This window comes from Pseudomonas sp. FA117, from assembly GCF_057370475.1.
The window spans coordinates 5,008,210-5,033,596 of the sequence record NZ_CM170675.1; the positions used below are offsets into that span (position 1 = coordinate 5,008,210).

The following is a 25,387-nucleotide window of genomic DNA, read 5'->3' on the forward strand; positions in this document are numbered from 1 at the left end:
TACCCAACCAGAATCGCGCTGGCAAGCGTCTTTCAGGCACAAACTTCTGCAACGACCTTGGCCAGGGCTTCGGCATGGCCGCGCACCTGGTTTTCGTCGTCACCCTCGACCATCACCCGCACCAGCGGCTCGGTCCCGGATTTGCGCAGCAGCACGCGACCACGGCCCGCCATGGCTTCGGTCACCTTGGCGCTGGCCTCCTGCACCGCAGGGTTCTCCAGCGGGTCGGCACTGCCTGCCGCATAACGGACATTGATCAGCACCTGCGGGCATTTGCGAATGGCCTGACGGGCCTGGGCGAGGTTTTCGCCGCGACGCTTGAGCGCCATCAGCACCTGCAGCGCCGCGATGATCGCATCGCCCGTGGTGGTGTGGTTGCAGCACACCACGTGCCCGGAGTTCTCGCCGCCCACCTGCCACTCGCGCTCGAGCAGCTCGGCCATGACATAGCGGTCACCGACCTTGGCCCGGGCGAAGGGGATGTCCAGGTCCTTGAGCGCGAGCTCCAGACCCAGGTTGCTCATCAGCGTGCCCACCACACCGCCCTGCAGCTTGCCGCGGTCCTGAAGGTCGCGTGCGATGATGAACAGCAGTTCGTCACCGTCGACGATCGCGCCGGTATGGTCGACCATCAACACCCGATCACCATCGCCATCGAAGGCGATGCCCAGGTCGGCATGACCCACCAGCACAGCGGCCTGCAGCGACTCGATATGGGTCGAACCGCAGCCCTCGTTGATGTTCAGCCCGTCGGGCTGGGCGTGCAGCACCGTGACGTCGGCGCCCAGCTCGCGGAACACGCTGGGCGCGACCTTGTAGGTGGCACCATGGGCGCAGTCGATCACCAGCTTGAGGCCGGCAAAATCGGTGCTGGTGGGCACGCTGCTCTTGCAGAATTCGATATAGCGCCCGGCCGCGTCGTTGATCCGCGAGACCTTGCCGAGCTTGCTCGATTCGACCACGTTCATCGGCTGGTCGAGCAGTTCCTCGATCATCAGCTCGACTTCATCCGGCAGCTTGGTGCCATTGCCGGAGAAGAACTTGATGCCGTTGTCGTCATGCGGGTTGTGCGAAGCGCTGATGACGATGCCCGCCTCGGCATGGAAGGTGCGGGTCAGGTAGGCGATGGCCGGGGTCGGCATCGGCCCGAGCAGCATCACGTCGGCACCGGCCGCTGAAAGCCCGGCCTCCAGTGCAGACTCGAACATGTACCCGGAGATGCGGGTATCCTTGCCCACCAGCACGCGGCAGTTGCCCTGCTTGCGGAAGGCCATGCCTGCCGCCCAGCCGAGTTTCAGCATGAAGTCGGGAGTGATCGGATATTCGCCAACGCGGCCACGGATACCATCGGTACCAAAGTATTTTCTGCTCATAGTGACTCCAAACGTTCTTATTCGGCGTTCTGTACGGCAGCGATCATGCGCACTACGTCGACGGTTTCGGCCACATCATGTACGCGCAGGATGCTCGTTCCCATGGTCATGGCCAATGCCGCCAGTGCGAGGCTGCCGTACAGCCGCTCGCCGACCGGACGATCCAGCGCCTGGCCGATCATGCTCTTGCGCGAGACGCCCACCAGCAGCGGCCGTCCCAGGCGGTAAAGTGTTTCCATATGTTTGAACAGGCTCAGGTTATGCGCGAGGTTCTTGGCGAACCCGAAGCCTGGATCAAGAATGATTCGTTCTGCACCGATGCCGACTGCCGCGCAGGCAGCCATGCGCTGTTCGAGATAACGCGCCACCTCCTCGGTGACATCGTCGTAGCGCGGATCGTCCTGCATGTTACCCGGCTCGCCGCGCATGTGCATCAGGCACACCGGCAAACCGGTGTCCGCCGCCGCATCCAGGGCGCCGTCGCGCTCCAGCGCACGCACATCGTTGATCAGCCCGGCGCCTAGACGCGCTGTCTCGCGCATCACCGCGGGCGTTGAAGTATCGACGGAAATGATCACATCGAGCCGACTGCTGATTGCCTCGACGACAGGCGCGACGCGCTCCAGCTCCTCGGTGGGCGAAACCGCACGCGCCCCGGGGCGAGTGGACTCGCCCCCGACATCGATCAGGGTGGCACCTGCATTGACCATGGCTTCGGCATGGCGCAAGGCTTCATCGCGGCCATTGAAGCGACCGCCATCGGAGAAGGAATCCGGCGTGATGTTAAGAATACCCATGACATGGGTACGGGACAAATCAAGAACCCGGTTGCCGCAAGGCAACCGGGTCGGGTACTGCTGAGAGGTCATATGAACCCTTAGTGTTGAGCCGCCGGACCACCGATCGGCGACTCGGGGCGATCGCCCTGGGAGGCCTGGTTGCCGGAGGTGCCGGCATCGTTGTCCCAGTCGCGCGGCTCGCGCGGGGTACGACCTGCCATGATGTCGTCGATCTGGTCGGCATCGATGGTCTCGTACTTCATCAGGGCCTCGGCCATCGCGTCGAGCTTGTCGCGGTTGTCGGTGAGGATCTGCTTGGCGGTCGCATAGCACTGGTCGATGATGCTGCGCACTTCGGAGTCGATCAGCTTGGCGGTCTCACCCGAAACGCTGGCGTGCTGGCTGCCGGCGCTGCGACCGAGGAACACCTCGCCCTCCTCTTCGGCGTACATCAGCGGGCCGAGTTTTTCGGACAGGCCCCACTTGGTCACCATGTTCCGCGCGATCTGGCTGGCACGCATGATGTCGTTGGACGCACCGGTGGTGACACCGTCGAAGCCCAGGGTCATCTCTTCGGCGATCCGACCACCGTACAGCGAGCAGATCTGGCTGATCAGTGCACGCTTGGACAGGCTGTAACGGTCTTCTTCCGGCAGGAACATGGTCACACCCAGGGCACGGCCACGGGGGATGATCGACACCTTGTACACCGGATCGTGCTCGGGCACCACGCGGCCGACGATGGCATGGCCGGCTTCGTGATAGGCGGTGTTCTGCTTTTCTTTCTCGGACATGACCATGGTCTTGCGCTCGGCGCCCATCATGATCTTGTCCTTGGCCAGCTCGAACTCCTTCATCTCGACCAGGCGCTTGCCGGCGCGAGCGGCGAACAGCGAGGCCTCGTTGACCAGGTTGGCCAGGTCGGCACCGGAGAAGCCGGGGGTACCACGGGCGATGACGGCGGCGTTGACGTTTTCGCCGACCGGCACCTTGCGCATGTGCACCTTCAGGATCTGCTCGCGACCACGGATGTCCGGCAGGCCCACCACGACCTGACGGTCGAAGCGACCGGGACGCAGCAGCGCCGGGTCCAGCACGTCCGGACGGTTGGTGGCGGCGATGACGATGATGCCATCGTTCATCTCGAAGCCATCCATTTCGACCAGCAACTGGTTCAGGGTCTGTTCGCGCTCGTCGTGACCGCCACCCATGCCGGCGCCACGATGGCGACCGACGGCGTCGATCTCGTCGATGAAGATGATGCAAGGCGCGTGCTTCTTCGCCTGCTCGAACATGTCACGGACACGGCTGGCACCGACACCGACGAACATCTCGACGAAGTCGGAACCGGAAATGGTGAAGAACGGCACTTTCGCTTCACCGGCGATGGCCTTGGCCAGCAGGGTCTTGCCGGTACCGGGCGGGCCAACCATCAGCACGCCGCGCGGGATACGACCACCCAGGCGCTGGAACTTGCCCGGATCGCGCAGGAACTCGACCAGCTCGCCGACCTCTTCCTTGGCCTCGTCGCAACCGGCGACGTCGGCCAGGGTGGTTTTCACCTGGTCTTCGGAAAGCAGGCGCGCCTTGCTCTTGCCGAAGCTCATCGGCCCGCCCTTGCCACCTGCGCCCCCCTGCATCTGGCGCATGAAGAACATGAACACCGCGATGATCACGAGGATGGGGAAGCTGGCGACCAGCAGCTGCGTCCAGATGCTCTGCTGTTCAGGTTGCTTGCCTTCGATCACGACGTGGTTGTCGACCAGATCGCCGATCAGGCCGTTGTCGGCAATGGCCGGACGCACGGTCTTGAAGTTGTCGCCGTCGGTCCGCTTGCCGGTGATGATGGCGCCATCGACGGTCACGCGCTCGACCTTACCGTCCTTGACCTGCTGGATGAAGTCGGAATAGTTGAGGGTCTGCGGCTCGTTAGGGCTGGAGAAGTTGTTCATCACCGTCACGAGGACAGCCGCGATGATCAACCACAGGATCAGATTCTTTGCCATGTCGTTCAATTAGCTACCCTCTGAGGTCGGCGCACGACGCAGCCGTGCCTCGCATGATATTCACCGCCCTAACTTACTACATTACCTGCGCATCCGCAGGCACCGTCTGTAACCCTTTGTGAAACCTAGACTACACGAAGTTCGGACGGTCCAGACGCTGCGGCCGATTGGAAATAACTATCGGCCAGCCCGCCAGAACCCGCTCACTCGCCCTTGTACCCCCTGGCCAGCAGGTACTGCTCGCGGGAGCGATCCCGCGACGACGACGGCTTGCGCATCTGCACCTTGTCGAACTTGCTGCGCACGTCCTTGAGGTACACGTCGAACCCTTCTCCCTGGAAGATCTTGATCAGGAAGTCGCCACCGGGCTTGAGCACGCGGGTTGCCAGGTCCAGGGCCAGCTCGCAGAGGAACATCGCGCGCGGCATGTCCACGGCAGGCGTACCACTCATATTGGGGGCCATATCGGAAATCACAAGGTCCACGTGCGAATCGCCGACCGCCTGGAGGATCTGCGCAAGCACCGAGTCCTGGGTGAAATCGCCCTGGATGAAGGTCACGTCGGGGATCGAGTCCATTTCCAGGATGTCGGAGGCGATCAGCCGGCCCTGGCCACCAATCAGACGACTGGTCACCTGCGACCAGCCCCCAGGCGCGGCACCGAGGTCGATCACGCTCATGCCGGGGCGGATGAGTTTGTCCTTCTCCTGGATCTCCAGCAGTTTGTAGCTCGCACGCGAGCGGTAGCCGTCCTTCTGCGCCTGTTTGACGAAAGGATCGTTGAAATGCTCTCTCAGCCAGTTATGGCTGCTCTTGGAACGCTGCGCCACGGGGCACCTCGATGATTAGCGTCGTGATTGACTGGGCGGAGCCAGTGGCCCTCGGGTAAAATGGCCACCAATTTTACAGAATCAGACGAAAAGGGTCAGATTATGCCGCTCAACAACGAGCAGAAGAAACAGTACAAGTCCATTGGTCATGACCTGAAGCCGGTCCTGATCGTTGCCGGTAACGGCCTGAATGAAGGCGTGATCGCCGAACTGGAGCGCGCACTGGTCGACCATGAGCTGATCAAGGTCGAAATTCGCTCGGAAGATCGCGAAGAACGCGCCGCCGCCATCGCCGAGCTGTGCAAGGCAGGCCGTGCCGAGCTGGTTCAGACCATCGGCAAGAAAGCGCTGATCTACCGCAAGAACCCACAGCCGAACAAGCAGCTGTCCAACATCCACCGTTACAAGTAAGGGTGGCGCCGGTCAGTGGCGCGCACTGCGCGCCCTGACCGGGACCGGCTGGGCCACCAGCACGATGCCGGAAAAGCCCAGCACCAGGAAACAGAACATCTGCCAGCGTTCCCCTACGGAAATCCCGTAGCGCAGCGTGTAGTAGCCCACACAGGCGCCGAAGCCGAGCAGCAGCATCTGGCCGCGGAACTGCCGCCACCAGGCCGTCAGGCCGTCCACCCGTGCCAGCACCGCCAGCTGGGTCAACAGCCCCAGAAGCGCCACGCCGATCAACCAGCGGTCGATCTGCCCGGCGATATCCTGCACCAGCAACGGTGCCAGGCCACTGACCTTGAGCGCCGGCACCAGCCCCACATGGAACACCCACAGGCCACCGACCCAGAATACCTGGGCCAGTTGCCAGAGGATCCCCTCCAGGGACGGCGCGCGCTGGCGCCGGTCAGATGTGCTTGACTTCGACAATCTCGTACTCGACGGTGCCGCTCGGCGTCTTGACCACGACCGTATCACCCTCTTCCTTGCCAATGATGGCACGGGCGATAGGCGCACTCGCCGAGAGCTTGCCCTTCTTGATATCCGCTTCGTCCTCGCCAACGATCTGGTAGGTGACCTGATCGCCGGTCTCGGTATTTTCCAGGTCCACGGTGGTCCCGAAAATCACCTTGCCGGTGTGGGCGATGGTGGTGACGTCGATCACCACCGAATTCTGCAGACGACCTTCGATGTCGCGGATGCGGGCCTCGACCATGCCCTGCTCCTCGCGGGCGGCATGATATTCGGCGTTTTCCTTGAGATCGCCGAGCTCACGGGCCTCGCCAATCGCCTGGCTCAGGCGTGGACGCTCGGTCTTGCTCAGGAACAGGTGCTCTTCTTCCAGGGCGCGAGCGCCCTGGACGGTCATCGGGTACTTGGTAATGCTCATGCTTTGAGTCCTGCATGCAGATCCTGCAGGCGACGAACGGTCTTCTCGGGACCGAATTTCAGCGCCTCGCAGATGGCTTCACCTGCCGCAATGGTGGTCGTGCAGTAGATCTTGTGCTGCAGCGCATTGCGACGAATCGAGTAGGAATCGGCGATCGACTGGCGGCCTTCGGTGGTGTTGATGATCAGCGACACTTCGTCGTTCTTGATCATGTCGACCACGTGCGGACGACCTTCGGTCACCTTGTTCACACGGCGTACTTTCAGGCCGGCCGCTTCGATCACCTTGGCGGTGCCGGCAGTGGCGACCACTTCGAAGCCCAGGCTGATCAGGTCGCGGGCAACGCCAGCCACCTGGGGCTTGTCGTCGTCACGCACGCTGATGAAGGCGGTACCGCCGCTTGGCAGCACTTCGCTGGCGCCCATCTGGGCCTTGGCGAAGGCTTCGCCGAAGCTGTCGCCGACACCCATGACTTCACCGGTGGATTTCATCTCAGGGCCGAGGATCGGGTCAACCCCCGGGAACTTGGCGAACGGGAAGACGGCTTCCTTGACGCTGTAGAAGTTCGGGATGATTTCCTGGGTGAAGCCCAGTTCCTTCAGGGTTTTGCCCGCCATGACGCGCGCGGCGATCATGGCCAGCGAGGTGCCGATGCACTTCGATACGAACGGCACGGTACGCGAGGCACGCGGGTTGACTTCGATCACGTAGATCTTGTCGCCCTGCAGGGCCAGCTGCACGTTCATCAGGCCGACAACACCCAGCTCCAAGGCCATTTTCCTGACCTGGACGCGGACTTCGTCCTGCACTTCCTTGCTCAGCGAGTAAGGTGGCAGCGAGCACGCCGAGTCACCGGAGTGAACGCCGGCCTGCTCGATGTGCTGCATGATCGCGCCGATCACCACGTCGGTGCCGTCGCACACCGCATCCACGTCCATCTCGATGGCGCAGTTGAGGAAGTGGTCGAGCAGGACCGGGCTGTCGTTGGACACTTGCACCGCTTCACGCAGGTAACGCTTGAGCTCGTCCAGCTCGTAGACGATCTCCATGGCGCGACCGCCCAGTACGTAGGACGGACGCACCACCAGCGGATAACCGATGTCACCGGCCGCACGGATGGCTTCGTCTTCGCTGCGCACGGTAGCGTTTGGCGGCTGCAGCAGGTTCAGGCGCTGAACCATCTGCTGGAAGCGCTCGCGGTCTTCGGCGCGGTCGATGGCGTCAGGGCTGGTACCGATGATCGGTACGCCGGCCTCTTCCAGGGCGCGAGCCAGTTTCAGCGGGGTCTGGCCGCCGTAGTGGACGATCACGCCCTTGGGCTTCTCGACGCGGCAGACTTCCAGCACGTCTTCCAGGGTCAGCGGCTCGAAGTACAGGCGGTCGGAGGTGTCGTAGTCGGTGGAGACGGTTTCCGGGTTGCAGTTGACCATGATGGTCTCGTAACCGTCTTCACGCAGGGCCAGTGCCGCGTGCACGCAGCAGTAGTCGAACTCGATGCCCTGGCCGATACGGTTCGGGCCGCCACCCAGGATCATGATCTTGTCGCGGGTCGACGGGTTGGCCTCGCACTCTTGCTCGTAGGTCGAGTACAGGTAGGCGGTATCGGTGGCGAACTCGGCGGCGCAGGTGTCGACGCGCTTGTACACCGGGAACACTTCCAGCTTGTGGCGGTGGCGGCGCAGGTTCTTGTCGGTGATGCCCAGCAGCTTGGCCAGACGCTGGTCCGAGAAGCCCTTGCGCTTGAGGCGCAGCATGTAGTCCTTGTCGATCGCCGACAGGGCCAGGGTCTTGACCTTCTCTTCTTCCTTGATCAGGTCTTCCATCTGCACCAGGAACCACAGGTCGATGCCGGTCAGCTCGAAGATTTCCTCGATGGTCATGCCGGCACGCATGGCGTCGGCCACGTACCAGATACGCTCGGCGCCCGGTACGGTCAGCTCGCGCTTGAGGATGCTGGAAGCGTCGGCGCTGGCCAGGTCGACTTTCGGGTCCAGGCCACAGGCGCCGACTTCCAGGCCGCGCAGGGCTTTCTGCAGGGACTCCTGGAAGGTACGGCCGATGGCCATGACTTCACCGACCGACTTCATCTGGGTGGTCAGGCGGGCGTCGGCTTTCGGGAATTTCTCGAAAGCGAAGCGTGGCAGCTTGGTAACCACGTAGTCGATCGACGGCTCGAAGGACGCCGGGGTGCGGCCACCGGTGATGTCGTTCTGCAGCTCGTCGAGGGTGTAGCCGATGGCCAGCTTGGCGGCGATCTTGGCGATCGGGAAGCCAGTGGCTTTCGAAGCCAGGGCCGACGAGCGCGAAACCCGCGGGTTCATCTCGATCACGACCATGCGGCCGGTGTTCGGGCAGATGCCGAACTGCACGTTGGAGCCGCCGGTTTCGACACCGATCTCACGCAGCACCGCCAGCGAGGCGTTGCGCATGATCTGGTATTCCTTGTCGGTCAGGGTCTGTGCCGGCGCCACGGTGATGGAGTCACCGGTGTGCACGCCCATCGGGTCGAAGTTTTCGATGGAGCAGACGATGATGCAGTTGTCCTTCTTGTCGCGGACCACCTCCATCTCGTATTCCTTCCAGCCGATCAGCGACTCGTCGATCAGCAATTCCTTGGTCGGCGACAGGTCCAGACCACGGGTGCAGATTTCTTCGAATTCTTCACGGTTGTAGGCGATGCCGCCACCGGTGCCACCCATGGTGAACGAAGGACGGATGATGCACGGGAAGCCCAGCTTCTCGAGCACCGCGTTGGCCTCTTCCATGCTGTGGGCGATACCGGAACGCGGGCATTCCAGGCCGATGTCCTTCATCGCCCGGTCGAAACGCGAGCGGTCTTCGGCCTTGTCGATGGTATCGGCGTTGGCACCGATCATCTCGACACCGAACTTCTCCAGAACGCCGTGGCGCTCCAGGTCCAGGGCGCAGTTCAGTGCAGTCTGGCCACCCATGGTCGGCAGCACCGCGTCCGGGCGCTCTTTTTCGATGATCTTGGCCACCGACTGCCACTTGATCGGTTCGATGTAGGTGGCGTCGGCCATGGCCGGGTCGGTCATGATGGTGGCCGGGTTGGAGTTCACCAGGATGACGCGGAAACCTTCCTCGCGCAGGGCCTTGCAGGCCTGGGCGCCGGAGTAGTCGAATTCGCAGGCCTGGCCGATCACGATCGGGCCGGCGCCGAGAATCAGGATGCTTTTGATGTCTGTACGTTTTGGCATGGTTGTCACTCAAATCCGCGGGTCAGTCGGCAAGCCGTCTTGAACAATCTGGGTCAGGCGCTTCCGGACGCGGCGCATGCCGGTCCGGGGCCTTGATGCAGGATGCTCAGCGGCGCTTGGCCATGGCATCGATGAAACGATCGAACAGTGGCGCGACGTCGGTCGGGCCTGGGCTCGCTTCAGGGTGGCCCTGGAAGCTGAACGCGCTCTTGTCGGTGCGTTCGATACCCTGCAGGGTACCGTCGAACAGCGACTTGTGGATGGCGCGGACATTGCCCGGCAGGGTGGCTTCGTCAACGGCGAAACCGTGGTTCTGGCTGGTGATCATGACCACGCCGGTGTCCAGGTCCTGGACCGGGTGGTTGGCACCGTGGTGGCCGTGGCCCATCTTCACGGTCTTGGCGCCGGAGGCCAGGGCCAGCAGCTGGTGGCCGAGGCAGATGCCGAACACCGGAATCTCGGTCTCGAGGATCTCTTTGATGGCCTGGATCGCGTAGTCGCACGGCTCGGGATCGCCAGGACCGTTGGACAGGAACACGCCGTCCGGATTCAGCGCCAGCACTTCGCTCGCCGGGGTCTGGGCAGGCACCACGGTCACGCGGCAGCCGCGGGCGACCAGCATGCGCAGGATGTTCAGCTTGACGCCGTAGTCGTAGGCGACGACGTGGTACGGCAGCTCGGAGGCTTCGAGGGTCGGGTGGCTGTCGGTCTTCAGCTCCCACACGCTGGAACGCCATTCGTAGCGCTCCTTGGTGCTGACCACCTTGGCCAGGTCCATGCCCTTGAGGCCCGGGAAGGCGCGGGCAGCGGCGATGGCGGCTTCCTCGCTGATGTCGTCACCGGCCAGGATGCAGCCGTTCTGGGCGCCTTTCTCACGCAGGATGCGGGTCAGGCGACGGGTGTCGATACCGGCGATGGCCACGACGTTGTTGGCCTTGAGGTAGTCCGGCAGGGACTGGGTGTTGCGCCAGTTGCTGGCCAGCAGCGGCAGGTCGCGGATCACCAGGCCGGCAGACCAGACGCGATCGGACTCGGCGTCTTCGGCGGTGGTGCCGGTGTTGCCGATGTGCGGGTAAGTCAGGGTGACGATTTGCTGGGCGTAGGAAGGGTCTGTAAGGATTTCCTGGTAGCCGGTCATAGCGGTGTTGAACACCACCTCACCAACGGTTTGCCCGTCGGCCCCAATGGCCTCACCGCGAAAAATGCTGCCATCAGCAAGGGCGAGTATGGCTGGCTTTGTCAAGAAGACCTCCCGTAAATGACGCATGAAGGGGCGATCGCAGGTTGCAAAAAAGCGGAGTGCCGTATGGATACGTCACCCCGCTTTTATGTGCTGAATTCAATTCTCTGCGCGCTTTTAGTGGATACACTAAAGCTGTAGTTTACAGAAAAGTGAGGTTTCGGTCTACCGCATATGTGCCTCTAAAACACATGATTGCGACAGACTGGCATCGGCAGTGGCTTCTTCGCGGGACAAGTCGCAGCGGCGAACCGCCGCTCCCACAGTAAATGCATGAGCCTGAAAGCGTGCACAAATCCTGTGGGAGCGGGCTTGCCCGCGAAGAAGCCACCGCCGCGCCGACGGCTCAACGCAGCTCGAGCACGTCCTGCATGTCATACAGCCCCGGCTCGCGCCCATCCAGCCACAGCGCCGCACGCACCGCCCCCTTGGCAAAGGTCATGCGGCTCGAGGCCTTGTGGGTGATCTCCACCCGCTCGCCTTCAGCCGCGAACAGCACGGTGTGGTCGCCGACCACATCACCGGCACGCACGGTGGCAAAGCCGATGGTCTGGCGGTCACGCGCGCCGGTCTGGCCTTCGCGACCGTAGACCGCCACCTCCTGCAGGTCGCGCCCCAGCGCCTGGGCAACCACTTCACCCATGCGCAGCGCGGTGCCCGACGGTGCGTCGACCTTGTGCCGGTGGTGGGCCTCGATGATCTCGATGTCCACTTCGTCACCCAGCACGCGCGCGGCGGTATCGAGCAACTTCAGGCACAGGTTGACGCCGATGCTGAAGTTGGCGGCGAAGACGATCGGGATCTCCTTGCCCGCCTCGGCCAGCAGCCGCTTTTCTTCCGGGGTGAAGCCGGTGGTACCGATGACCATGGCCTTGCCCGCCTTGCGGCAGAACGCCAGGTTCTTCAGGGTCACCGACGGGTGAGTGAAGTCGATCAGCACGTCGAACTCGTCGGCGACCTTGGTCAGGTCGTCGGAGATCGGCACGCCGATCCGGCCCAGTGCCGCCAGCTCGCCGGCGTCAGCCCCGACCAGGGTGCTGTCCGGGCGATCGATCGCCGCCGTCAGGCCAGCCTGGGGCGCCTGGTGCTGCACGGCCTCGACGAGGGTCTTGCCCATCCGTCCTGCCGCGCCCATTACCGCAATACGTCGCATAGCCTGTTCCTTGTCAGAGATCGCCGAAGAAGCGCTTCACACCCTCGAACCAGCCACTGGCCTTGGGCGAATGGGAGCTGTCGCCTTCCAGCGAATCGCGCAGCTCTTCGAGCAACTCGCGCTGGCGACGGCTCAGGTTGACCGGCGTCTCCACCGCCACGCGGCACAGCAGGTCGCCCGCCGCACCACCGCGCACCGGCGCCACACCCTTGCCGCGCAGGCGGAACTGCTTGCCGGTCTGGGTGCCTTCCGGGATCTTCAGCTTGACCCGGCCGTCCAGGGTCGGCACTTCCAGCTCGCCACCCAGCGCCGCATCGGTGTAGCTGATCGGCACTTCGCAGTACAGGTGCTTGCCATCGCGCTGGAAGATCGAATGCTCACGCACGCTGATGACCACGTAGAGGTCTCCGGTCGGGCCGCCATGCGCCCCGGCCTCGCCCTCGCCGGACAGGCGGATGCGGTCGCCGGTATCGACACCCGCCGGCACCTTGACCGAGAGCGTCTTGTATTCTTCGACACGGCCTTCGCCGTGGCAGGCATTGCAGGGGTCGGTAATGATCTTGCCCGCACCATGGCAACGCGGGCAGGTCTGCTGCACCGAGAAGAAGCCCTGCTGCATGCGCACCTGGCCGATGCCGCCACAGGTCGGACAGGTCGAAGGGGTCGAGCCCTTCTTGGCGCCGGTACCATCGCACGGCTGGCAGTTGACCAGCGTCGGCACACGGATATTGACCGTGGTGCCACGCACCGCTTCTTCCAGGTTCAGCTCGAGGGTGTAGCGCAGGTCGCTGCCACGCTGGGCGCCCCCACGACCACCGCCTCGGCCACCACCGAAGAAGTCACTGAATACGTCACCGAAGATATCGGAGAAGTTGGCGCCGCCGAATCCGGCACCGCCACCACCCATGCTCGGGTCGACGCCGGCATGGCCGTACTGGTCGTATGCCGCGCGCTTGCTGGCGTCGGAGAGCACTTCGTAGGCCTCGTTGGCCTCCTTGAATTTCTCTTCCGACTCCTTGTCGCCCGGGTTGCGGTCCGGGTGGAATTTCATCGCCAGGCGGCGATAGGCCTTCTTGAGATCACCTTCACTGGCGCCACGCTCGACACCCAGGACCTCATAAAAATCACGCTTTGCCATAGGTCATTTGCACTCTTGAGGGGCTTTCGGCATCTGTGCACCGTGCCGTCAGCACCTGCCGCAACACGCCGAATGCGCCCTGACAGATGCTGGAAATATTTCCCGTGTTCCAGACACGCCAACGCGGGAGCAAGCCCCCGCGCGGCGACATCCTACCAGCTCACCGTCAAATGACGATGAGCTGGCCGACAACATGCAGAAATTACTGCTTGTTGTTGTCTTTCACTTCCTCGAACTCGGCGTCGACCACGTCGTCGTGCTTGGCTTCCGGCTCGGCCTGCTGGGCGCCGCCCTGAGGCTGCTGGGCCTGCTGCTCGGCGTACATCTTCTGGGCAACCGGCGCGGAGACCTTGGACAGCTCCTCGACCTTGGCGTCGATGGCGGCCTTGTCGTCGCCCTTGAGGGCGGCTTCCAGGGCAACCACTGCAGCTTCGATCGCAGCCTTTTCCTCGGCAGTCGCCTTGTCACCGGCGTCGACGACCATCTTGCGGGTCGAGTGAACCAGCGCATCACCCTGGTTGCGGGCAGCGGCCAGCTCTTCGAACTTGCGGTCTTCCTCGGCGTTGGCCTCGGCGTCACGCACCATGCGCTCGACTTCCTCGTCGGACAGGCCGGAGTTGGCCTTGATCACGATCGACTGGGCCTTGCCGGTGGCCTTGTCTTTCGCGCCGACGTGCAGGATGCCGTTGGCGTCGATGTCGAAGGTCACTTCGATCTGCGGAACGCCGCGCGGCGCTGGCGGAATGTCAGCCAGGTCGAACTTGCCCAGCGACTTGTTCTGCGCGGCTTGCTTGCGCTCGCCCTGCAGCACGTGGATGGTCACGGCGCCCTGGTTGTCGTCGGCAGTCGAGAACACCTGCGACTTCTTGGTCGGGATGGTGGTGTTCTTCTCGATCAGCGCAGTCATCACGCCGCCCATGGTTTCGATACCCAGGGTCAGCGGGCTGACGTCCAGCAGCAGCACGTCCTTGACGTCACCGGCCAGTACTGCGCCCTGGATGGCGGCACCCATGGCGACGGCTTCGTCCGGGTTGACGTCCTTGCGCGCTTCCTTGCCGAAGAAGTCGGCAACGGCTTTCTGCACCAGCGGCATGCGGGTCTGACCGCCTACCAGGATCACGTCGTCGATCTTGCTCGCATCGATGCCGGCATCTTTCAGGGCGATGCGGCAAGGCTCGATGGTGCGGCTGACCAGGTCTTCGACCAGCGACTCCAGCTTGGCGCGGGAGATCTTCACGTTCAGGTGCTTCGGACCGGTTGCATCTGCAGTGATGTACGGCAGGTTGACGTCGGTCGACTGGGCGGAAGACAGCTCGATCTTGGCCTTTTCAGCGGCTTCTTTCAGGCGCTGCAGGGCCAGCGGATCGTTCTTCAGGTCCATGCCGGACTCTTTCTTGAACTCGTCGACGAGGTAGTCGATCAGGCGCATGTCGAAGTCTTCGCCACCCAGGAAGGTGTCGCCGTTGGTAGCCAGTACTTCGAACTGGTGCTCACCGTCGACTTCGGCGATTTCGATGACCGACACGTCGAAGGTACCGCCACCCAGGTCATAGACGATGACGGTGTGGTCGCCCTTGGCCTTGTCCATGCCATAGGCCAGAGCAGCGGCGGTCGGTTCGTTGATGATGCGCTTGACGTCCAGACCGGCGATGCGGCCGGCATCCTTGGTGGCCTGGCGCTGGCTGTCGTTGAAGTAGGCCGGAACGGTGATGACCGCTTCGGTGACCGGCTCGCCGAGGTAGTCTTCGGCGGTCTTCTTCATCTTCTTCAGGACTTCGGCGCTGATCTGCGGCGGAGCCATTTCCTTGCCGGCAGCTTCGACCCAGGCGTCACCGTTACCGGCCTTGACGATCTTGTACGGGACCAGCTTGATGTCTTTCTGCACGACATCTTCTTCGAAGCGGCGGCCAATCAGGCGCTTCACTGCGAACAGGGTGTTGTGCGGGTTGGTGACGGCCTGACGCTTGGCCGACTGGCCGACCAGGATTTCACCGTCGTTGGCGTAGGCCACGATCGAAGGGGTGGTACGCGCACCTTCGGCGTTCTCGATGACCTTGACGTTACCGTTTTCCAGAATGGAGACGCACGAGTTGGTGGTCCCCAGGTCGATACCGATGATTTTGCCCATGTTAACTCTCCCGAAACTTGAATTTGGTAGCAGCGACTACTTTGGCCAACTGCAGTAATACTTGAAGGCTTGACATCTAGATGGGGATGCCCCGGCAGATTTCAAGCCTTTTCATCGATCGAAGGCTGCGGCGCTGCCGGCGCCTTGCTGACCACCACCATGGCGGGGCGCAGCAGACGGCCGTTGAGCAGGTAGCCTTTCTGGAACACGTTGAGCACGCTGTTGGGCTCGACCTCGGCGTTTTCCTGCATCGCCATCGCCTGGTGATGCTCGGGATTGAACGGCTGGCCGTGCGGGTCGACGGCTTCGAGGTGGTAGCGCTTGAGCGTGTCCTGGAACATCTTCAGGGTGAGCTCGACGCCTTCGCGGATCTGCTTGACGTTTTCGTCATCGGCGCTGGAGTGGGCCAGGGCCAGCTCCAGGCTGTCGATCACCGGCAGCAGGTCGCCAGCGAACTTCTCCAGGGCGAACTTGTGCGCCTTCTCGACATCCTGCTCGGCACGGCGACGGATGTTCTGCAGGTCGGCAGCCACGCGCAGCGACTGATCCTTGGCGGCGGCCAGCTGCTCCTCGAGCACCTGGACGCGGGCACCGAGATCCTCGGAACCGGCTTCTTCGGCGTTAAGGTTTTGTTCATCCAGCTGTTCGTCAGCCATCGGGTCTCTCCTCCGCAATTTCTGGTGTACAGGCCATGCCTGCCTTGTTTGCCGGATATATGGGGCCGGAAAAACCAGGTTCAAGGGGCAGGCGGCTTTTCCCGTTCGCCGGGCAGGCATTGGCAGGGAGGAAAAAAGTACTGTATAAATAACCAGACATGACCCTCGGGAGTGGCCTTCATGCTGGTGCACCTGTCCATCCACAACTACGCCATCGTCGAACACCTCGACCTCGAACTTGCCCGCGGCATGTCGGTGATCACCGGCGAAACCGGCGCCGGCAAGTCGATCATGCTCGACGCCCTCGGCCTGGCCCTGGGCGACCGCGCCGACAGCGGCGTGGTCCGCCCCGGCGCAGACAAGGCCGACCTGCTGGCCACCTTCGACCTGGTCGACATTCCCGAAGCGCGCACCTGGCTGGCCGACCGCGACCTCGACAGCGACGGGCCATGCATCCTGCGCCGGGTCATCACCGCCGAGGGCCGCAGCCGCGGCTACATCAACGGCACCCCCTGCCCGCTGGCCGATCTCAAGGCCCTCGGCGAACTGCTGATCGACATCCACAGCCAGCATGAGCACCAGTCGCTGCTCAAGACCGACACCCACCGCCGACTGGTCGACGAGTACGCCGGTGCCGTCGACCTGGCGCGCCAGGTCCAGCTGGCCGCCCAGCGCTGGCGCCAGACCCGCCTGGAACTGGAGCGCCTGTCCAACTCCGGCGACGAGCAGCGCGCGCGCCACCAGCTGCTGAGCTACCAGCTCGAAGAACTCGACAACCTGGGGCTTGGTGAAAACGAGCTGGAGCAGCTCGAGCACGAACACAAGAACCTGACCAACGCCGAGGCGCTGTTCGGTATCTGCCGCCAGGTCATCGACCACTGCAGCGAAAGCGACTCCGGCAACGTGCTCAGCGCGCTGACCGTCAGCCTCAATCGCCTGACTGCGGTGAACAACGCACCCAAGGCCCTGGGCGAGGCGGTCAACCTGCTCGCCAGTGCGCAGATCCAGGTCGAGGAAGCGGTCGGCGAACTCAACCGCTTCCTCGACCACTTCGATGCCGACCCGCTGCGCCTGCAGGCACTCGAGGAACGGCTCGACACCATCTATACGCTCGCCCGCAAGCATCGGGTGCACCCGACCGAACTGCCGCACCTGCAGCAGCGGCTGATGGAAGAGCTCGAAGGGCTCAACGCCAGCGACGAATCGATCGAGCGGCTGGGCGAGGAACTGGCCGCCTACGCCCAGCACTATAAAGAGAAGGCAACCGAACTCAGCGGCCTGCGTCGCCAGGCTGCGGCGCAACTGGCGGTGGCGGTCGAGCAGGAAATCCAGCGCCTGGGCATGCCCGGCGGGCGTTTTTGCATCGAACTGTCCGCACACGAGGCTGGCGAGCTTTCGCCGCACGGGCTGGAGCAGATCGAGCTGCTGGTCAGCGCCAACCCCGGGCAACCGCTCAAGGGCCTGGCCAAGGTGGCATCCGGGGGCGAGCTGTCGCGCATCAGCCTGGCGATCCAGGTGATCACCGCACAGACCTCTCGCATTCCGACCCTGGTGTTCGACGAAGTGGACGTAGGTATCGGCGGCCCGACTGCCGAGATCGTCGGCCAGCTGCTGCGCCGCCTCGGCGAACGCGGCCAAGTGCTGACCGTGACCCACCTGCCGCAGGTGGCAGCGCAGGGGCACCATCACCTGTTCGTGCACAAGGTGCGCAACAGCGACACCACCCACACCGCAGTGGCCAACCTCGGCAAGCGCGAGCGGGTCGAGGAAGTGGCGCGGATGCTGGGCGGGATCGACCTGACCAAGGAATCCCTGGCCCATGCGCGCAAGATGGTGGTCAGCGGCAAGGCGTGACGGCGCCCCTGTATGGGCGCGCGATGTTATCCAGAAAGCACAAAGGCGACCTTGAGGTCGCCTTTGTCATCAATAACGATCAGAAATCGTTACTTCTTTTTACGTACATACAGGACCAGGTTGTGGTCCACGAGCTCGTAGCCATGTTCGGCCACGATCTCTTTCTGACGGCGTTCGATCTCAGCATCCATGAATTCGATCACTTCACTGGTGTCCACGTTGACCATGTGGTCGTGGTGGCCGCCATCGGCCAGCTCGAATACCGCATGACCGCCGTCGAAGTTGTGGCGAACCACCAGGCCTGCAGCTTCGAACTGGGTCAGTACACGGTAGACGGTCGCCAGACCGACGTCCTCGCCTGCTTCCATCAGCGCCTTGTAGACATCCTCGGCGCTCATGTGACGCTGCTCGGTGGAATCGAGCATCTGAAGGATCTTGACTCGAGGCAGGGTCACCTTGAGACCGGCTTTGCGCAATTCGCTATTTTCAACCATGGTCAGCTTTCTCGCCGATGCTGCTTCGCAGCTTCTCTTAATACGGGTATGATCGGGGTTTACGTTGTCCAGCCAAGATAGTGGAAGTCGCCCACCGATGCAAAACACCAAGCTCTTGCTAAACAGCCTCGCCCTCGCGGGACTGCTCGCACTCGCCGGTTGCTCGTTTCCCGGGGTTTACAAAATCGACATCCAGCAGGGCAATGTCGTCACGCAGGACATGATAGACCAATTGCGCCCCGGAATGACCCGACGGCAAGTAAGGTTTATCATGGGCAACCCGCTCCTGCAGGACACTTTCAATACCAATCGCTGGGATTATCTCTACAGCATCCAGCCTGGCGGCGGTAAGCGTCAGCAGGAACGCATGAGCATCTTCTTCAACGAGAGCGACCAGCTGGTCAGCCTGTCCGGCGACTTCATGCCGGGTGTGAGCCGCGACCAGGAGATCCTCGGCGGCAGCAGCGACACCACCGTCAGCCCGGGCGAACAGCCGTCGCGCCAGGCGGAGAAGCCAGCCAAGGCCGGTTCCACCGAAGAGTCGATCCAGCGCGAGATCGACACCATCGAGACGACCCCGGTACCTACGCCGGCGCCGCTGGAAACCTCGCCGCAATAACGGCAGGCTCACGAAAAAGCCCGGACCTGGTCCTAATGCTGTTCACTTAAGCGGAACAGCCTTACGGTCCACCGGATACCGGGTTTTGGAAATCTTCACCGTCCTTGGCCGCCCTGGCCTTGGGCGGTGATCCAGAAACATCCCCGCGACACCTCCCCGCATCTCAGCCAACCTTCTACCTGTAGCCGATACCGGATTGGCCGCAGCCATGACGATCAACTGCACGGCGATGTACTGGCAGGCCGGCTTGAAACGTATGTCAGAAGGCGTTCGGCCAAAGGCTACAGCCGCTTGGCTAGCCTCCCGACGGATGATGTTGTAAGCCAGCAAGAGTCCCCAGACCTCCTGATAGATCAGCTCGATTTTCTTGCTGCGCAGCGTCACGGCATTCTGTTGCATGGAGCTTTTGATGTCCCGGAAACCTAGCTCGATCTCCCAGCGCTCCAGGTACAGCTCGGCTACCGCGTCTGCGCTGTAACGGTCGGCAGGCAATGAGGTGAGCAGCGATCTGACGTGCCCCTGGCTTTCATAAGTGACTTCACGCACTTCCCAGTGCGTGGGCAAATCCGGGTTTCGTTTGCGAGCCTGGGGGGAGACCTTCATGCGAACACGCCGGTCGTGCTCGCCATAACGCTCAACTTCTTCCATGACCAGATTCTTGCGAGCCGGCGTCAACCAGTGACGATTTATACCCCCTTCAGCGACGCTCAATAGCAGGTCGGCACCCCAAAAGCCCTTATCGAATAACGTGATCGAGTCATCTGGAATCTGCCCGAGGAAGCTTTCGGCCAGGCGCATTTCGCTGCCCCGGTAAGGACTGAGCTGGGCGTCGAGGATCACATGGGAGCGCACATTCATCAGCGCAACGAGGCGCAGCATCGGGAACGGTGTCTGGCGCTCGGTGCCGGTGTTGCCTGAGCCAAAATGCTCTCGCAACTCAGGTGAGTCAGGCGTTCGCATCAATGCGCCGTCCACCGCGAACACTTGTAGGCCACCCCAGTCATCACCTTCGTATCGCTCGCAGCCCCACTGCTTGGCAGTCTGGCGGAACAGCGACTCGACTGGGTCGGCACCCAGCCGTTTACGCGCCTCAGTCACGCCGCTGCGCGCTAACAACTGATCAGAAGCCAATCCTTGGGCACAGATATTCAGGCGTCTGGCCACCTCGTGCACAGGTTCATCACGGAACAAGGCCATGCCCAGCACCAACCAAAGCACCTGATCGCTCGGCAAGCGGCGCCTCCGGATGGTGGCTTGTGTCGAAAGATTAAGCGCACTGGCAACCCACTCAACAGGGATGTTCTGGGTAAAAGTGCTGAGGTCAGAGAAGTTGAAGAGATCGCCGAGGTCGAGCAACTGCTGCTGAATGGGCATAAAAAATCCGATACCAGAGGGCTGGTATCGGATTTTCTAGAAACCCCGGCTTGGACTCAAATGCTTAAGTGAACAGCATTACGGCCCTGCGCCGGGGTTTTTCATGGTGCAGCGAAACGCTGTGAGCGGCAGTGCTTCAGCCGTGCAGCTGCTTGGCGCGCTGGCAGAAAGCATCGACCAGCGTGTTGGCCGCCTGGTTGAACAGCGGCCCAAGCGTGGCACGCACCAGCGGCCCGGCGTAGTCGAACGACAGGTCGAGGCTGATCTTGCAGGCTTTCTCGCCCAGCGCCTTGAACACCCACACACCATGCAGCTGGGTGAACGGCCCCTCTTCCAGGTTCATCTCGATCGATTGCCCCGGCACCAGCACATTGCGCGTGACGAACTGCTGGCTCATCCCGCCCTTGGCCACCTCCAGCTTCGCCCGCATGTGCGTGTCGCCCGACTCGAGCACCGTCGAGTCCGAGCACCAGGGAAGAAACTCAGGGTAGCTGGCCACGTCGTTGACCAGGTCGTAGAGCGCCTGGGCAGGGTATGGCAGCAGGGCGGAGCGTTGAATATGGGTAGTCATCCAGGCATCACTTCCAAGCTGGGCGGCAGCGCATCGCAGCGCTTCGGAACGGTTCCGCATGACGGAACGAGACCTGCATTGTCCGGGATTCATCCTGCAGGCTCAAGCGCACCGAACCCCATAGCCAGAGGACCCGGCGACTGCCTATAATGCCGCCCCTATGGCTAAGCAAAAGAAACATCCGACCGGGACCATCGCGCAGAACAAGAAAGCGCGACACGATTACTTCATCGAACACAAGTTCGAGGCCGGGCTGGTCCTGTCCGGTTGGGAAGTAAAAAGCCTGCGGGCCGGCAAGGCGCACCTGACCGACAGCTACGTGCTGCTCAAGGATGGCGAAGCCTGGCTGTTCGGCAGCCACATCACCCCGCTGAACACCGCCAGCACCCACGTCATCGCCGACCCCACCCGCACCCGCAAGCTGCTGCTGAACAAGCGCGAGCTCGAGCGCGTGGAGGCGGCCGTGGCGCAGAAGGGCTACACCTGCGTTGCCCTGGCGCTGTACTGGAGCAAGCACCTGATCAAGTGCGAGATCGCGCTTGGCAAGGGCAAGAAGGAGTTCGACAAGCGCGACACCATGCGCGAACGCGACTCCAACCGCGAGCTGCAGCGTGCGGTGCGCAACAAGGGCAAGGAAGAGTAGACCCTCCTCGACCTGCAAGAGCCTCTTCGCGGGCTTGCCCGCGAATGCCGCAACACCGATCTAGCGCCCGCTGCGCCGCTCAGCCCGCGCCACCCGCTGAGCCTCCTGCTGCGCCTCCTCCAGCACTTCCTGCACATACAGGATGTGCCGGCTCGACACCTCGCGCGCATCCTCCGCCCGCCCCTCGACGATGGCCTGGTACAACTCACGATGCTGACTGATCAGCATGTCGCGGGTTTCCGTGCGCTGCTGGTACATGCCGCCGATGTTGGTCACCACGTTGCGCTTGAGCAGGTCGAACAAGCCACGGATGGTATGCAACAGCACTGCGTTGTGGCTGGCTTCGGCGATCGCCAAATGAAAGCGCGCATCCGCGGCGCCCTCCTCCGCCCGGCTGACCTCATCGACGCGGGCATAGCAGTCCTGCAGCTCATCGAAGGCTGCCTTCAACCGCGCCCGATCAGGTTCGGTGGCACGCTGGGCGGCGTAGTAGGCGCATGAAGCTTCCAGGGTGTGGCGAAACTCCAGCAGGTCACGCTGCGCCTCGGGATTGCGCTCGAGCAACTGCAGCAAGGGGTCGCTGAAGGTCGAGCCCAGCGACTCGGCCACATAGTTGCCGCCCCCCTGGCGACTGACCAGCAGCCCCTTGGCCACCAGCTTCTGGATTGCCTCGCGCAGCGATGGGCGCGATACGCCGAACTGCTCGGCCAGGGCGCGCTCGGCAGGCAGGCGCTGCCCCGAGGTCAGCGTGCCCTCGAGAATCATCCCTTCCAGGCGATCGACAATATCGTCGGACAGGCGCCGTTGGCGGACCTGATCAAAAACCATCACATGCTCTCCACAACAAACCCCGGGACCGATTTCGGGGCGCCCTATTCTGCGCCTATCCGCGCCAGCCCGACAGGTATTCCTCGAGCCATGGGAGTGTCCACCCATCGGTATCCGACCAAAGTTTTGCTTGGGACAAATTGACACACCCCTGATCAGGCTTTTAACCTAGCGGCCAGTCATTGTAAATTGGTATTACCAATTATCCAATGCCAGTGCTGACCAACAACAATTAGGGGTCACCCCATATGCAAACCTGGCAACAACTCTATACACCGCTCGGTAGCCTCGGCCTGTCCGCACTGGCTGCAGTCATTCCGATCGTGTTCTTCTTTCTTGCCCTGGCCGTGTTCCGCCTCAAGGGCCACGTGGCCGGCAGCATCACCCTCGGCCTGTCGATCCTGGTGGCGATCCTTGCCTTCCAGATGCCTGTCGACATGGCCCTGGCCGCCGCAGGCTACGGCTTCCTCTACGGCCTCTGGCCGATTGCCTGGATCATCGTCGCGGCGGTGTTCCTGTACAAATTGACGGTCAAGAGCGGCCAGTTCGAAGTGATCCGCAGTTCGGTGCTATCGATCACCGACGACCAGCGCCTGCAGGTGCTGCTGATCGGTTTCTGCTTCGGTGCCTTCCTCGAAGGTGCAGCCGGCTTCGGCGCACCCGTGGCCATCACCGCCGCGCTGCTGGTGGGCCTGGGCTTCAACCCGTTGTACGCCGCCGGCCTGTGCCTGATCGCCAACACCGCGCCGGTGGCCTTCGGCGCCCTGGGCATCCCGATCATCGTCGCCGGGCAAGTGACCGGTATCGACGCCTTCCACATCGGTGCCATGACCGGTCGCCAGTTGCCGCTGCTGTCGCTGTTCGTGCCGTTCTGGCTGGTGTTCATGATGGACGGCCTGCGCGGCGTGAAAGAGACCTGGCCCGCCGCCCTGGTCGCCGGCCTGAGCTTTGCCGTGACCCAGTACCTCACCTCCAACTTCATCGGCCCGGAGCTGCCGGACATCACCTCGGCGCTGGCCAGCCTGATCGCCCTGACCCTGTTCCTCAAGGTCTGGCAACCCAAGCGCTCGTTCGCCCAGGCCAAGGGCAGCGTCGGCGCGGCCGTGGTCGGCAGTGGCGGCAGCCAGCCTTCGCCGTACAGTTTCGGCGAGATCTTCAAGGCCTGGTCGCCATTCCTGATCCTCACCGTGCTGGTGACCATCTGGACCCTCAAGCCCTTCAAGGCCGCCTTCGCCCCGGGCGGCGCGATGTACGACTTCGTGTTCAACTTCGCCATCCCCCACCTCGACCAACTGGTGATCAAGACCGCGCCGATTGTCACCGCACCCACCGCGATGCCGGCGGTGTTCAAGCTCGACCCGATCTCAGCCACCGGCACCGCGATCTTCCTCTCGGCGCTGGTGTCCATGGCGGTACTGAAGATCAACGTCAAAACTGGTCTGACCACTTTCAAGGAGACGCTCTGGGAGCTGCGCTGGCCGATCCTGTCGATTGGCATGGTGTTGGCGTTCGCCTTCGTCACCAACTACTCGGGCATGTCCTCGACCATGGCCCTGGTGCTGGCCGGCACCGGCGCGGCGTTCCCGTTCTTCTCGCCGTTCCTCGGCTGGCTGGGCGTGTTCCTCACCGGTTCCGATACCTCGTCCAATGCCCTGTTCAGCTCGCTGCAAGCCACCACCGCGCACCAGATCGGCGTCAGCGACACCCTGCTGGTCGCCGCCAACACCAGCGGTGGCGTGACCGGCAAGATGATCTCGCCGCAGTCGATCGCCGTGGCCTGCGCCGCCACCGGCCTGGTCGGCAAGGAGTCGGACCTGTTCCGTTTCACCGTCAAGCACAGCCTGTTCTTCGCCACCATCGTCGGCCTGATCACCCTGATCCAGGCCTATTGGCTGACCGGCATGCTGGTTCATCACTAAAGTGAGAGGGGCCGGACGCTGATCGGCGTCCGGCATGTCCTTCAACCCACGCTGCGAGAACTCATGATCATTTCCGCCTCCACCGATTATCGCGCCGCGGCCCAGCGCAAGCTGCCCCCCTTCCTCTTCCACTACGCCGACGGCGGCGCCTACGCCGAGCACACCCTGCGCCACAACGTCTCGGACCTGGCCGGCATCGCCCTGCGCCAGCGGGTGCTGAAGAACATGTCCGAGCTGAGCCTGCAGACCCGTCTGTTCGATGAAACCCTGAGCATGCCCGTGGCCCTGGCCCCTGTCGGCCTCACCGGCATGTACGCCCGCCGTGGCGAAGTGCAGGCGGCGCGAGCGGCGTCAGCGCACGGCATTCCCTTCACCCTGTCCACGGTGTCGGTGTGCCCGATCGAGGAAGTGGCGCCGGCCATCGACCGGCCCATGTGGTTCCAGCTGTATGTGCTCAAGGACCGCGGTTTCATGCGCAATGCCCTGGAGCGCGCCAGGGCCGCCGGGGTGAAGACGCTGGTGTTCACCGTCGACATGCCGGTGCCTGGCGCCCGCTACCGCGACGCCCACTCCGGCATGAGTGGCGCCAACGGCCCGATGCGCCGTGTGCTGCAAGCCATGGCCCACCCGCAGTGGGCCTGGGACGTCGGCGTGATGGGGCGCCCGCACGACCTGGGCAACATTTCCACGTACCGCGGCAACCCGACCGGCCTTGCCGACTACATCGGCTGGCTGGGCAACAATTTCGATCCGTCGATTTCCTGGAAGGACCTGGAGTGGATCCGCGAGTTCTGGGATGGCCCGATGATCATCAAGGGCATCCTCGATGCCGATGACGCTCGCGACGCGGTGAAGTTCGGCGCCGACGGCATCGTCGTGTCCAACCACGGCGGCCGCCAGCTCGACGGCGTGCTATCCAGCGCCCGTGCCTTGCCGGCGATCGCCGACGCGGTCAAGGGCGACATCAAGATCCTCGCCGACTCGGGCATCCGCAGCGGCCTGGACGTGGTGCGCATGATCGCCATGGGCGCCGACACGGTGCTGATCGGCCGCGCCTTCCTCTGGGCCCTGGCCGTGCATGGCCAGGCCGGGGTGAAGAATCTGCTGGAACTGTTCGAGAAAGAAATGCGCGTGGCCATGGTGCTGACCGGCGCCAAGTCGATCGGCGAGATCAGCCGCGACTCGCTGGTACGCGAACTGGGCGCCTGAGCCCTTGCGAAACAAACGCCTG

The 25,387-nt window shown here is 63.1% G+C and carries 22 protein-coding genes; 6 read left to right on the forward strand and 16 right to left on the reverse strand.

The genetic code is table 11. The features are described from left to right. Window positions 1–32 precede the first annotated feature (32 nt). From glmM to rlmE, 4 genes are all read right to left on the reverse strand, one after another. Window positions 33–1,373, reverse strand: coding sequence for a phosphoglucosamine mutase (gene glmM / locus AC1TXO_RS23090; RefSeq protein WP_486403873.1), 1,341 nt, complete (start codon window positions 1,371–1,373; stop codon window positions 33–35). A gap of 17 nt (window positions 1,374–1,390) precedes the next feature. Next, window positions 1,391–2,242 carry a dihydropteroate synthase gene (gene folP / locus AC1TXO_RS23095; RefSeq protein WP_486403874.1) on the reverse strand — a complete coding sequence of 284 codons (852 nt, stop codon included), beginning with the start codon at window positions 2,240–2,242 and terminating at the stop codon, window positions 1,391–1,393. Window positions 2,243–2,250: 8 nt separating this feature from the next. Further along, window positions 2,251–4,158 carry an ATP-dependent zinc metalloprotease FtsH gene (gene ftsH / locus AC1TXO_RS23100; protein WP_486403875.1) on the reverse strand — a complete coding sequence of 636 codons (1,908 nt, stop codon included), beginning with the start codon at window positions 4,156–4,158 and terminating at the stop codon, window positions 2,251–2,253. Window positions 4,159–4,361: 203 nt separating this feature from the next. Further along, window positions 4,362–4,988, reverse strand: coding sequence for a 23S rRNA (uridine(2552)-2'-O)-methyltransferase RlmE (gene rlmE, locus AC1TXO_RS23105; protein ID WP_486403876.1), 627 nt, complete (start codon window positions 4,986–4,988; stop codon window positions 4,362–4,364). 102 nt (window positions 4,989–5,090) lie between these two features. Between rlmE and yhbY the strand changes: the two genes are divergently transcribed. Continuing rightward, the gene (gene yhbY / locus AC1TXO_RS23110) at window positions 5,091–5,399 is read left to right on the forward strand and encodes a ribosome assembly RNA-binding protein YhbY (protein WP_486403877.1); all 309 of its coding nucleotides are present in this window, start codon (window positions 5,091–5,093) and stop codon (window positions 5,397–5,399) included. Between the two features lie 12 nt (window positions 5,400–5,411). Here yhbY and AC1TXO_RS23115 read toward each other — a convergent pair whose 3' ends face one another. The 8 genes from AC1TXO_RS23115 to grpE all read right to left on the reverse strand — a co-directional run bounded on the left by AC1TXO_RS23115 (window position 5,412) and on the right by grpE (window position 15,854). Further along, window positions 5,412–5,861 (reverse strand): MFS transporter, encoded by a 450-nt coding sequence (locus AC1TXO_RS23115; protein ID WP_486403878.1) that lies wholly within the window; start codon window positions 5,859–5,861, stop codon window positions 5,412–5,414. Beyond that, a complete protein-coding gene (gene greA / locus AC1TXO_RS23120) occupies window positions 5,839–6,321 on the reverse strand; it encodes a transcription elongation factor GreA (RefSeq protein WP_081255197.1) in 483 nt (160 codons plus the stop codon). The genes AC1TXO_RS23115 and greA overlap by 23 nt, the downstream gene beginning before the upstream one ends. Then, window positions 6,318–9,539 (reverse strand): carbamoyl-phosphate synthase large subunit, encoded by a 3,222-nt coding sequence (carB, locus tag AC1TXO_RS23125; RefSeq protein WP_486403879.1) that lies wholly within the window; start codon window positions 9,537–9,539, stop codon window positions 6,318–6,320. Before carB ends, greA begins: the two co-directional genes overlap by 4 nt. A gap of 106 nt (window positions 9,540–9,645) precedes the next feature. Next, entirely contained in the window at window positions 9,646–10,782 is a 1,137-nt protein-coding gene (gene carA, locus AC1TXO_RS23130) for a glutamine-hydrolyzing carbamoyl-phosphate synthase small subunit (protein ID WP_486403880.1), read from the reverse strand. A gap of 343 nt (window positions 10,783–11,125) precedes the next feature. Next, window positions 11,126–11,932 carry a 4-hydroxy-tetrahydrodipicolinate reductase gene (gene dapB / locus AC1TXO_RS23135; RefSeq protein ID WP_486403881.1) on the reverse strand — a complete coding sequence of 269 codons (807 nt, stop codon included), beginning with the start codon at window positions 11,930–11,932 and terminating at the stop codon, window positions 11,126–11,128. 13 nt (window positions 11,933–11,945) lie between these two features. Next, the gene (gene dnaJ / locus AC1TXO_RS23140) at window positions 11,946–13,070 is read right to left on the reverse strand and encodes a molecular chaperone DnaJ (RefSeq protein ID WP_486403882.1); all 1,125 of its coding nucleotides are present in this window, start codon (window positions 13,068–13,070) and stop codon (window positions 11,946–11,948) included. A gap of 202 nt (window positions 13,071–13,272) precedes the next feature. Further along, complete coding sequence (gene dnaK, locus AC1TXO_RS23145; protein WP_486403883.1) at window positions 13,273–15,198, reverse strand: molecular chaperone DnaK; 1,926 nt, start codon at window positions 15,196–15,198, stop codon at window positions 13,273–13,275. 101 nt (window positions 15,199–15,299) lie between these two features. Further along, window positions 15,300–15,854 (reverse strand): nucleotide exchange factor GrpE, encoded by a 555-nt coding sequence (gene grpE, locus AC1TXO_RS23150; RefSeq protein WP_486403884.1) that lies wholly within the window; start codon window positions 15,852–15,854, stop codon window positions 15,300–15,302. Window positions 15,855–16,034: 180 nt separating this feature from the next. Here grpE and recN point away from each other — a divergent pair, with 180 nt between their 5' ends. Further along, the gene (gene recN, locus AC1TXO_RS23155; protein ID WP_486403885.1) at window positions 16,035–17,708 is read left to right on the forward strand and encodes a DNA repair protein RecN; all 1,674 of its coding nucleotides are present in this window, start codon (window positions 16,035–16,037) and stop codon (window positions 17,706–17,708) included. Window positions 17,709–17,797: 89 nt separating this feature from the next. On the opposite strand, the gene fur is transcribed toward recN, so the two are convergent. Next, window positions 17,798–18,202, reverse strand: a complete 405-nt coding sequence (gene fur / locus AC1TXO_RS23160) for a ferric iron uptake transcriptional regulator (RefSeq protein WP_046788147.1) — start codon at window positions 18,200–18,202, stop codon at window positions 17,798–17,800. A gap of 97 nt (window positions 18,203–18,299) precedes the next feature. Here fur and AC1TXO_RS23165 point away from each other — a divergent pair, with 97 nt between their 5' ends. Further along, window positions 18,300–18,821 (forward strand): outer membrane protein assembly factor BamE, encoded by a 522-nt coding sequence (locus AC1TXO_RS23165; protein ID WP_486403886.1) that lies wholly within the window; start codon window positions 18,300–18,302, stop codon window positions 18,819–18,821. 42 nt (window positions 18,822–18,863) lie between these two features. Here the strand turns inward: AC1TXO_RS23165 and AC1TXO_RS23170 are convergent, their stop codons facing one another. Both AC1TXO_RS23170 and AC1TXO_RS23175 read right to left on the reverse strand, forming a co-directional pair. After that, window positions 18,864–20,195, reverse strand: coding sequence for an IS4 family transposase (locus AC1TXO_RS23170; protein WP_486403472.1), 1,332 nt, complete (start codon window positions 20,193–20,195; stop codon window positions 18,864–18,866). A gap of 136 nt (window positions 20,196–20,331) precedes the next feature. Then, window positions 20,332–20,766, reverse strand: a complete 435-nt coding sequence (locus AC1TXO_RS23175; protein WP_486403887.1) for a type II toxin-antitoxin system RatA family toxin — start codon at window positions 20,764–20,766, stop codon at window positions 20,332–20,334. A 160-nt stretch (window positions 20,767–20,926) separates the two neighbouring features. Between AC1TXO_RS23175 and smpB the strand changes: the two genes are divergently transcribed. Beyond that, complete coding sequence (gene smpB, locus AC1TXO_RS23180; protein ID WP_317659921.1) at window positions 20,927–21,409, forward strand: SsrA-binding protein SmpB; 483 nt, start codon at window positions 20,927–20,929, stop codon at window positions 21,407–21,409. 60 nt (window positions 21,410–21,469) lie between these two features. On the opposite strand, the gene AC1TXO_RS23185 is transcribed toward smpB, so the two are convergent. Then, window positions 21,470–22,237: an FCD domain-containing protein gene (locus AC1TXO_RS23185; protein ID WP_486403888.1), complete on the reverse strand. Its 768-nt coding sequence runs from the start codon at window positions 22,235–22,237 to the stop codon at window positions 21,470–21,472. A 248-nt stretch (window positions 22,238–22,485) separates the two neighbouring features. On the opposite strand from AC1TXO_RS23185, the gene AC1TXO_RS23190 reads away from it, so the two are divergent. Then, complete coding sequence (locus AC1TXO_RS23190; RefSeq protein ID WP_486403889.1) at window positions 22,486–24,156, forward strand: lactate permease LctP family transporter; 1,671 nt, start codon at window positions 22,486–22,488, stop codon at window positions 24,154–24,156. Between the two features lie 63 nt (window positions 24,157–24,219). Continuing rightward, a complete protein-coding gene (lldD, locus tag AC1TXO_RS23195) occupies window positions 24,220–25,365 on the forward strand; it encodes an FMN-dependent L-lactate dehydrogenase LldD (RefSeq protein WP_486403890.1) in 1,146 nt (381 codons plus the stop codon). The last annotated feature ends 22 nt before the right edge of the window (window positions 25,366–25,387 follow it).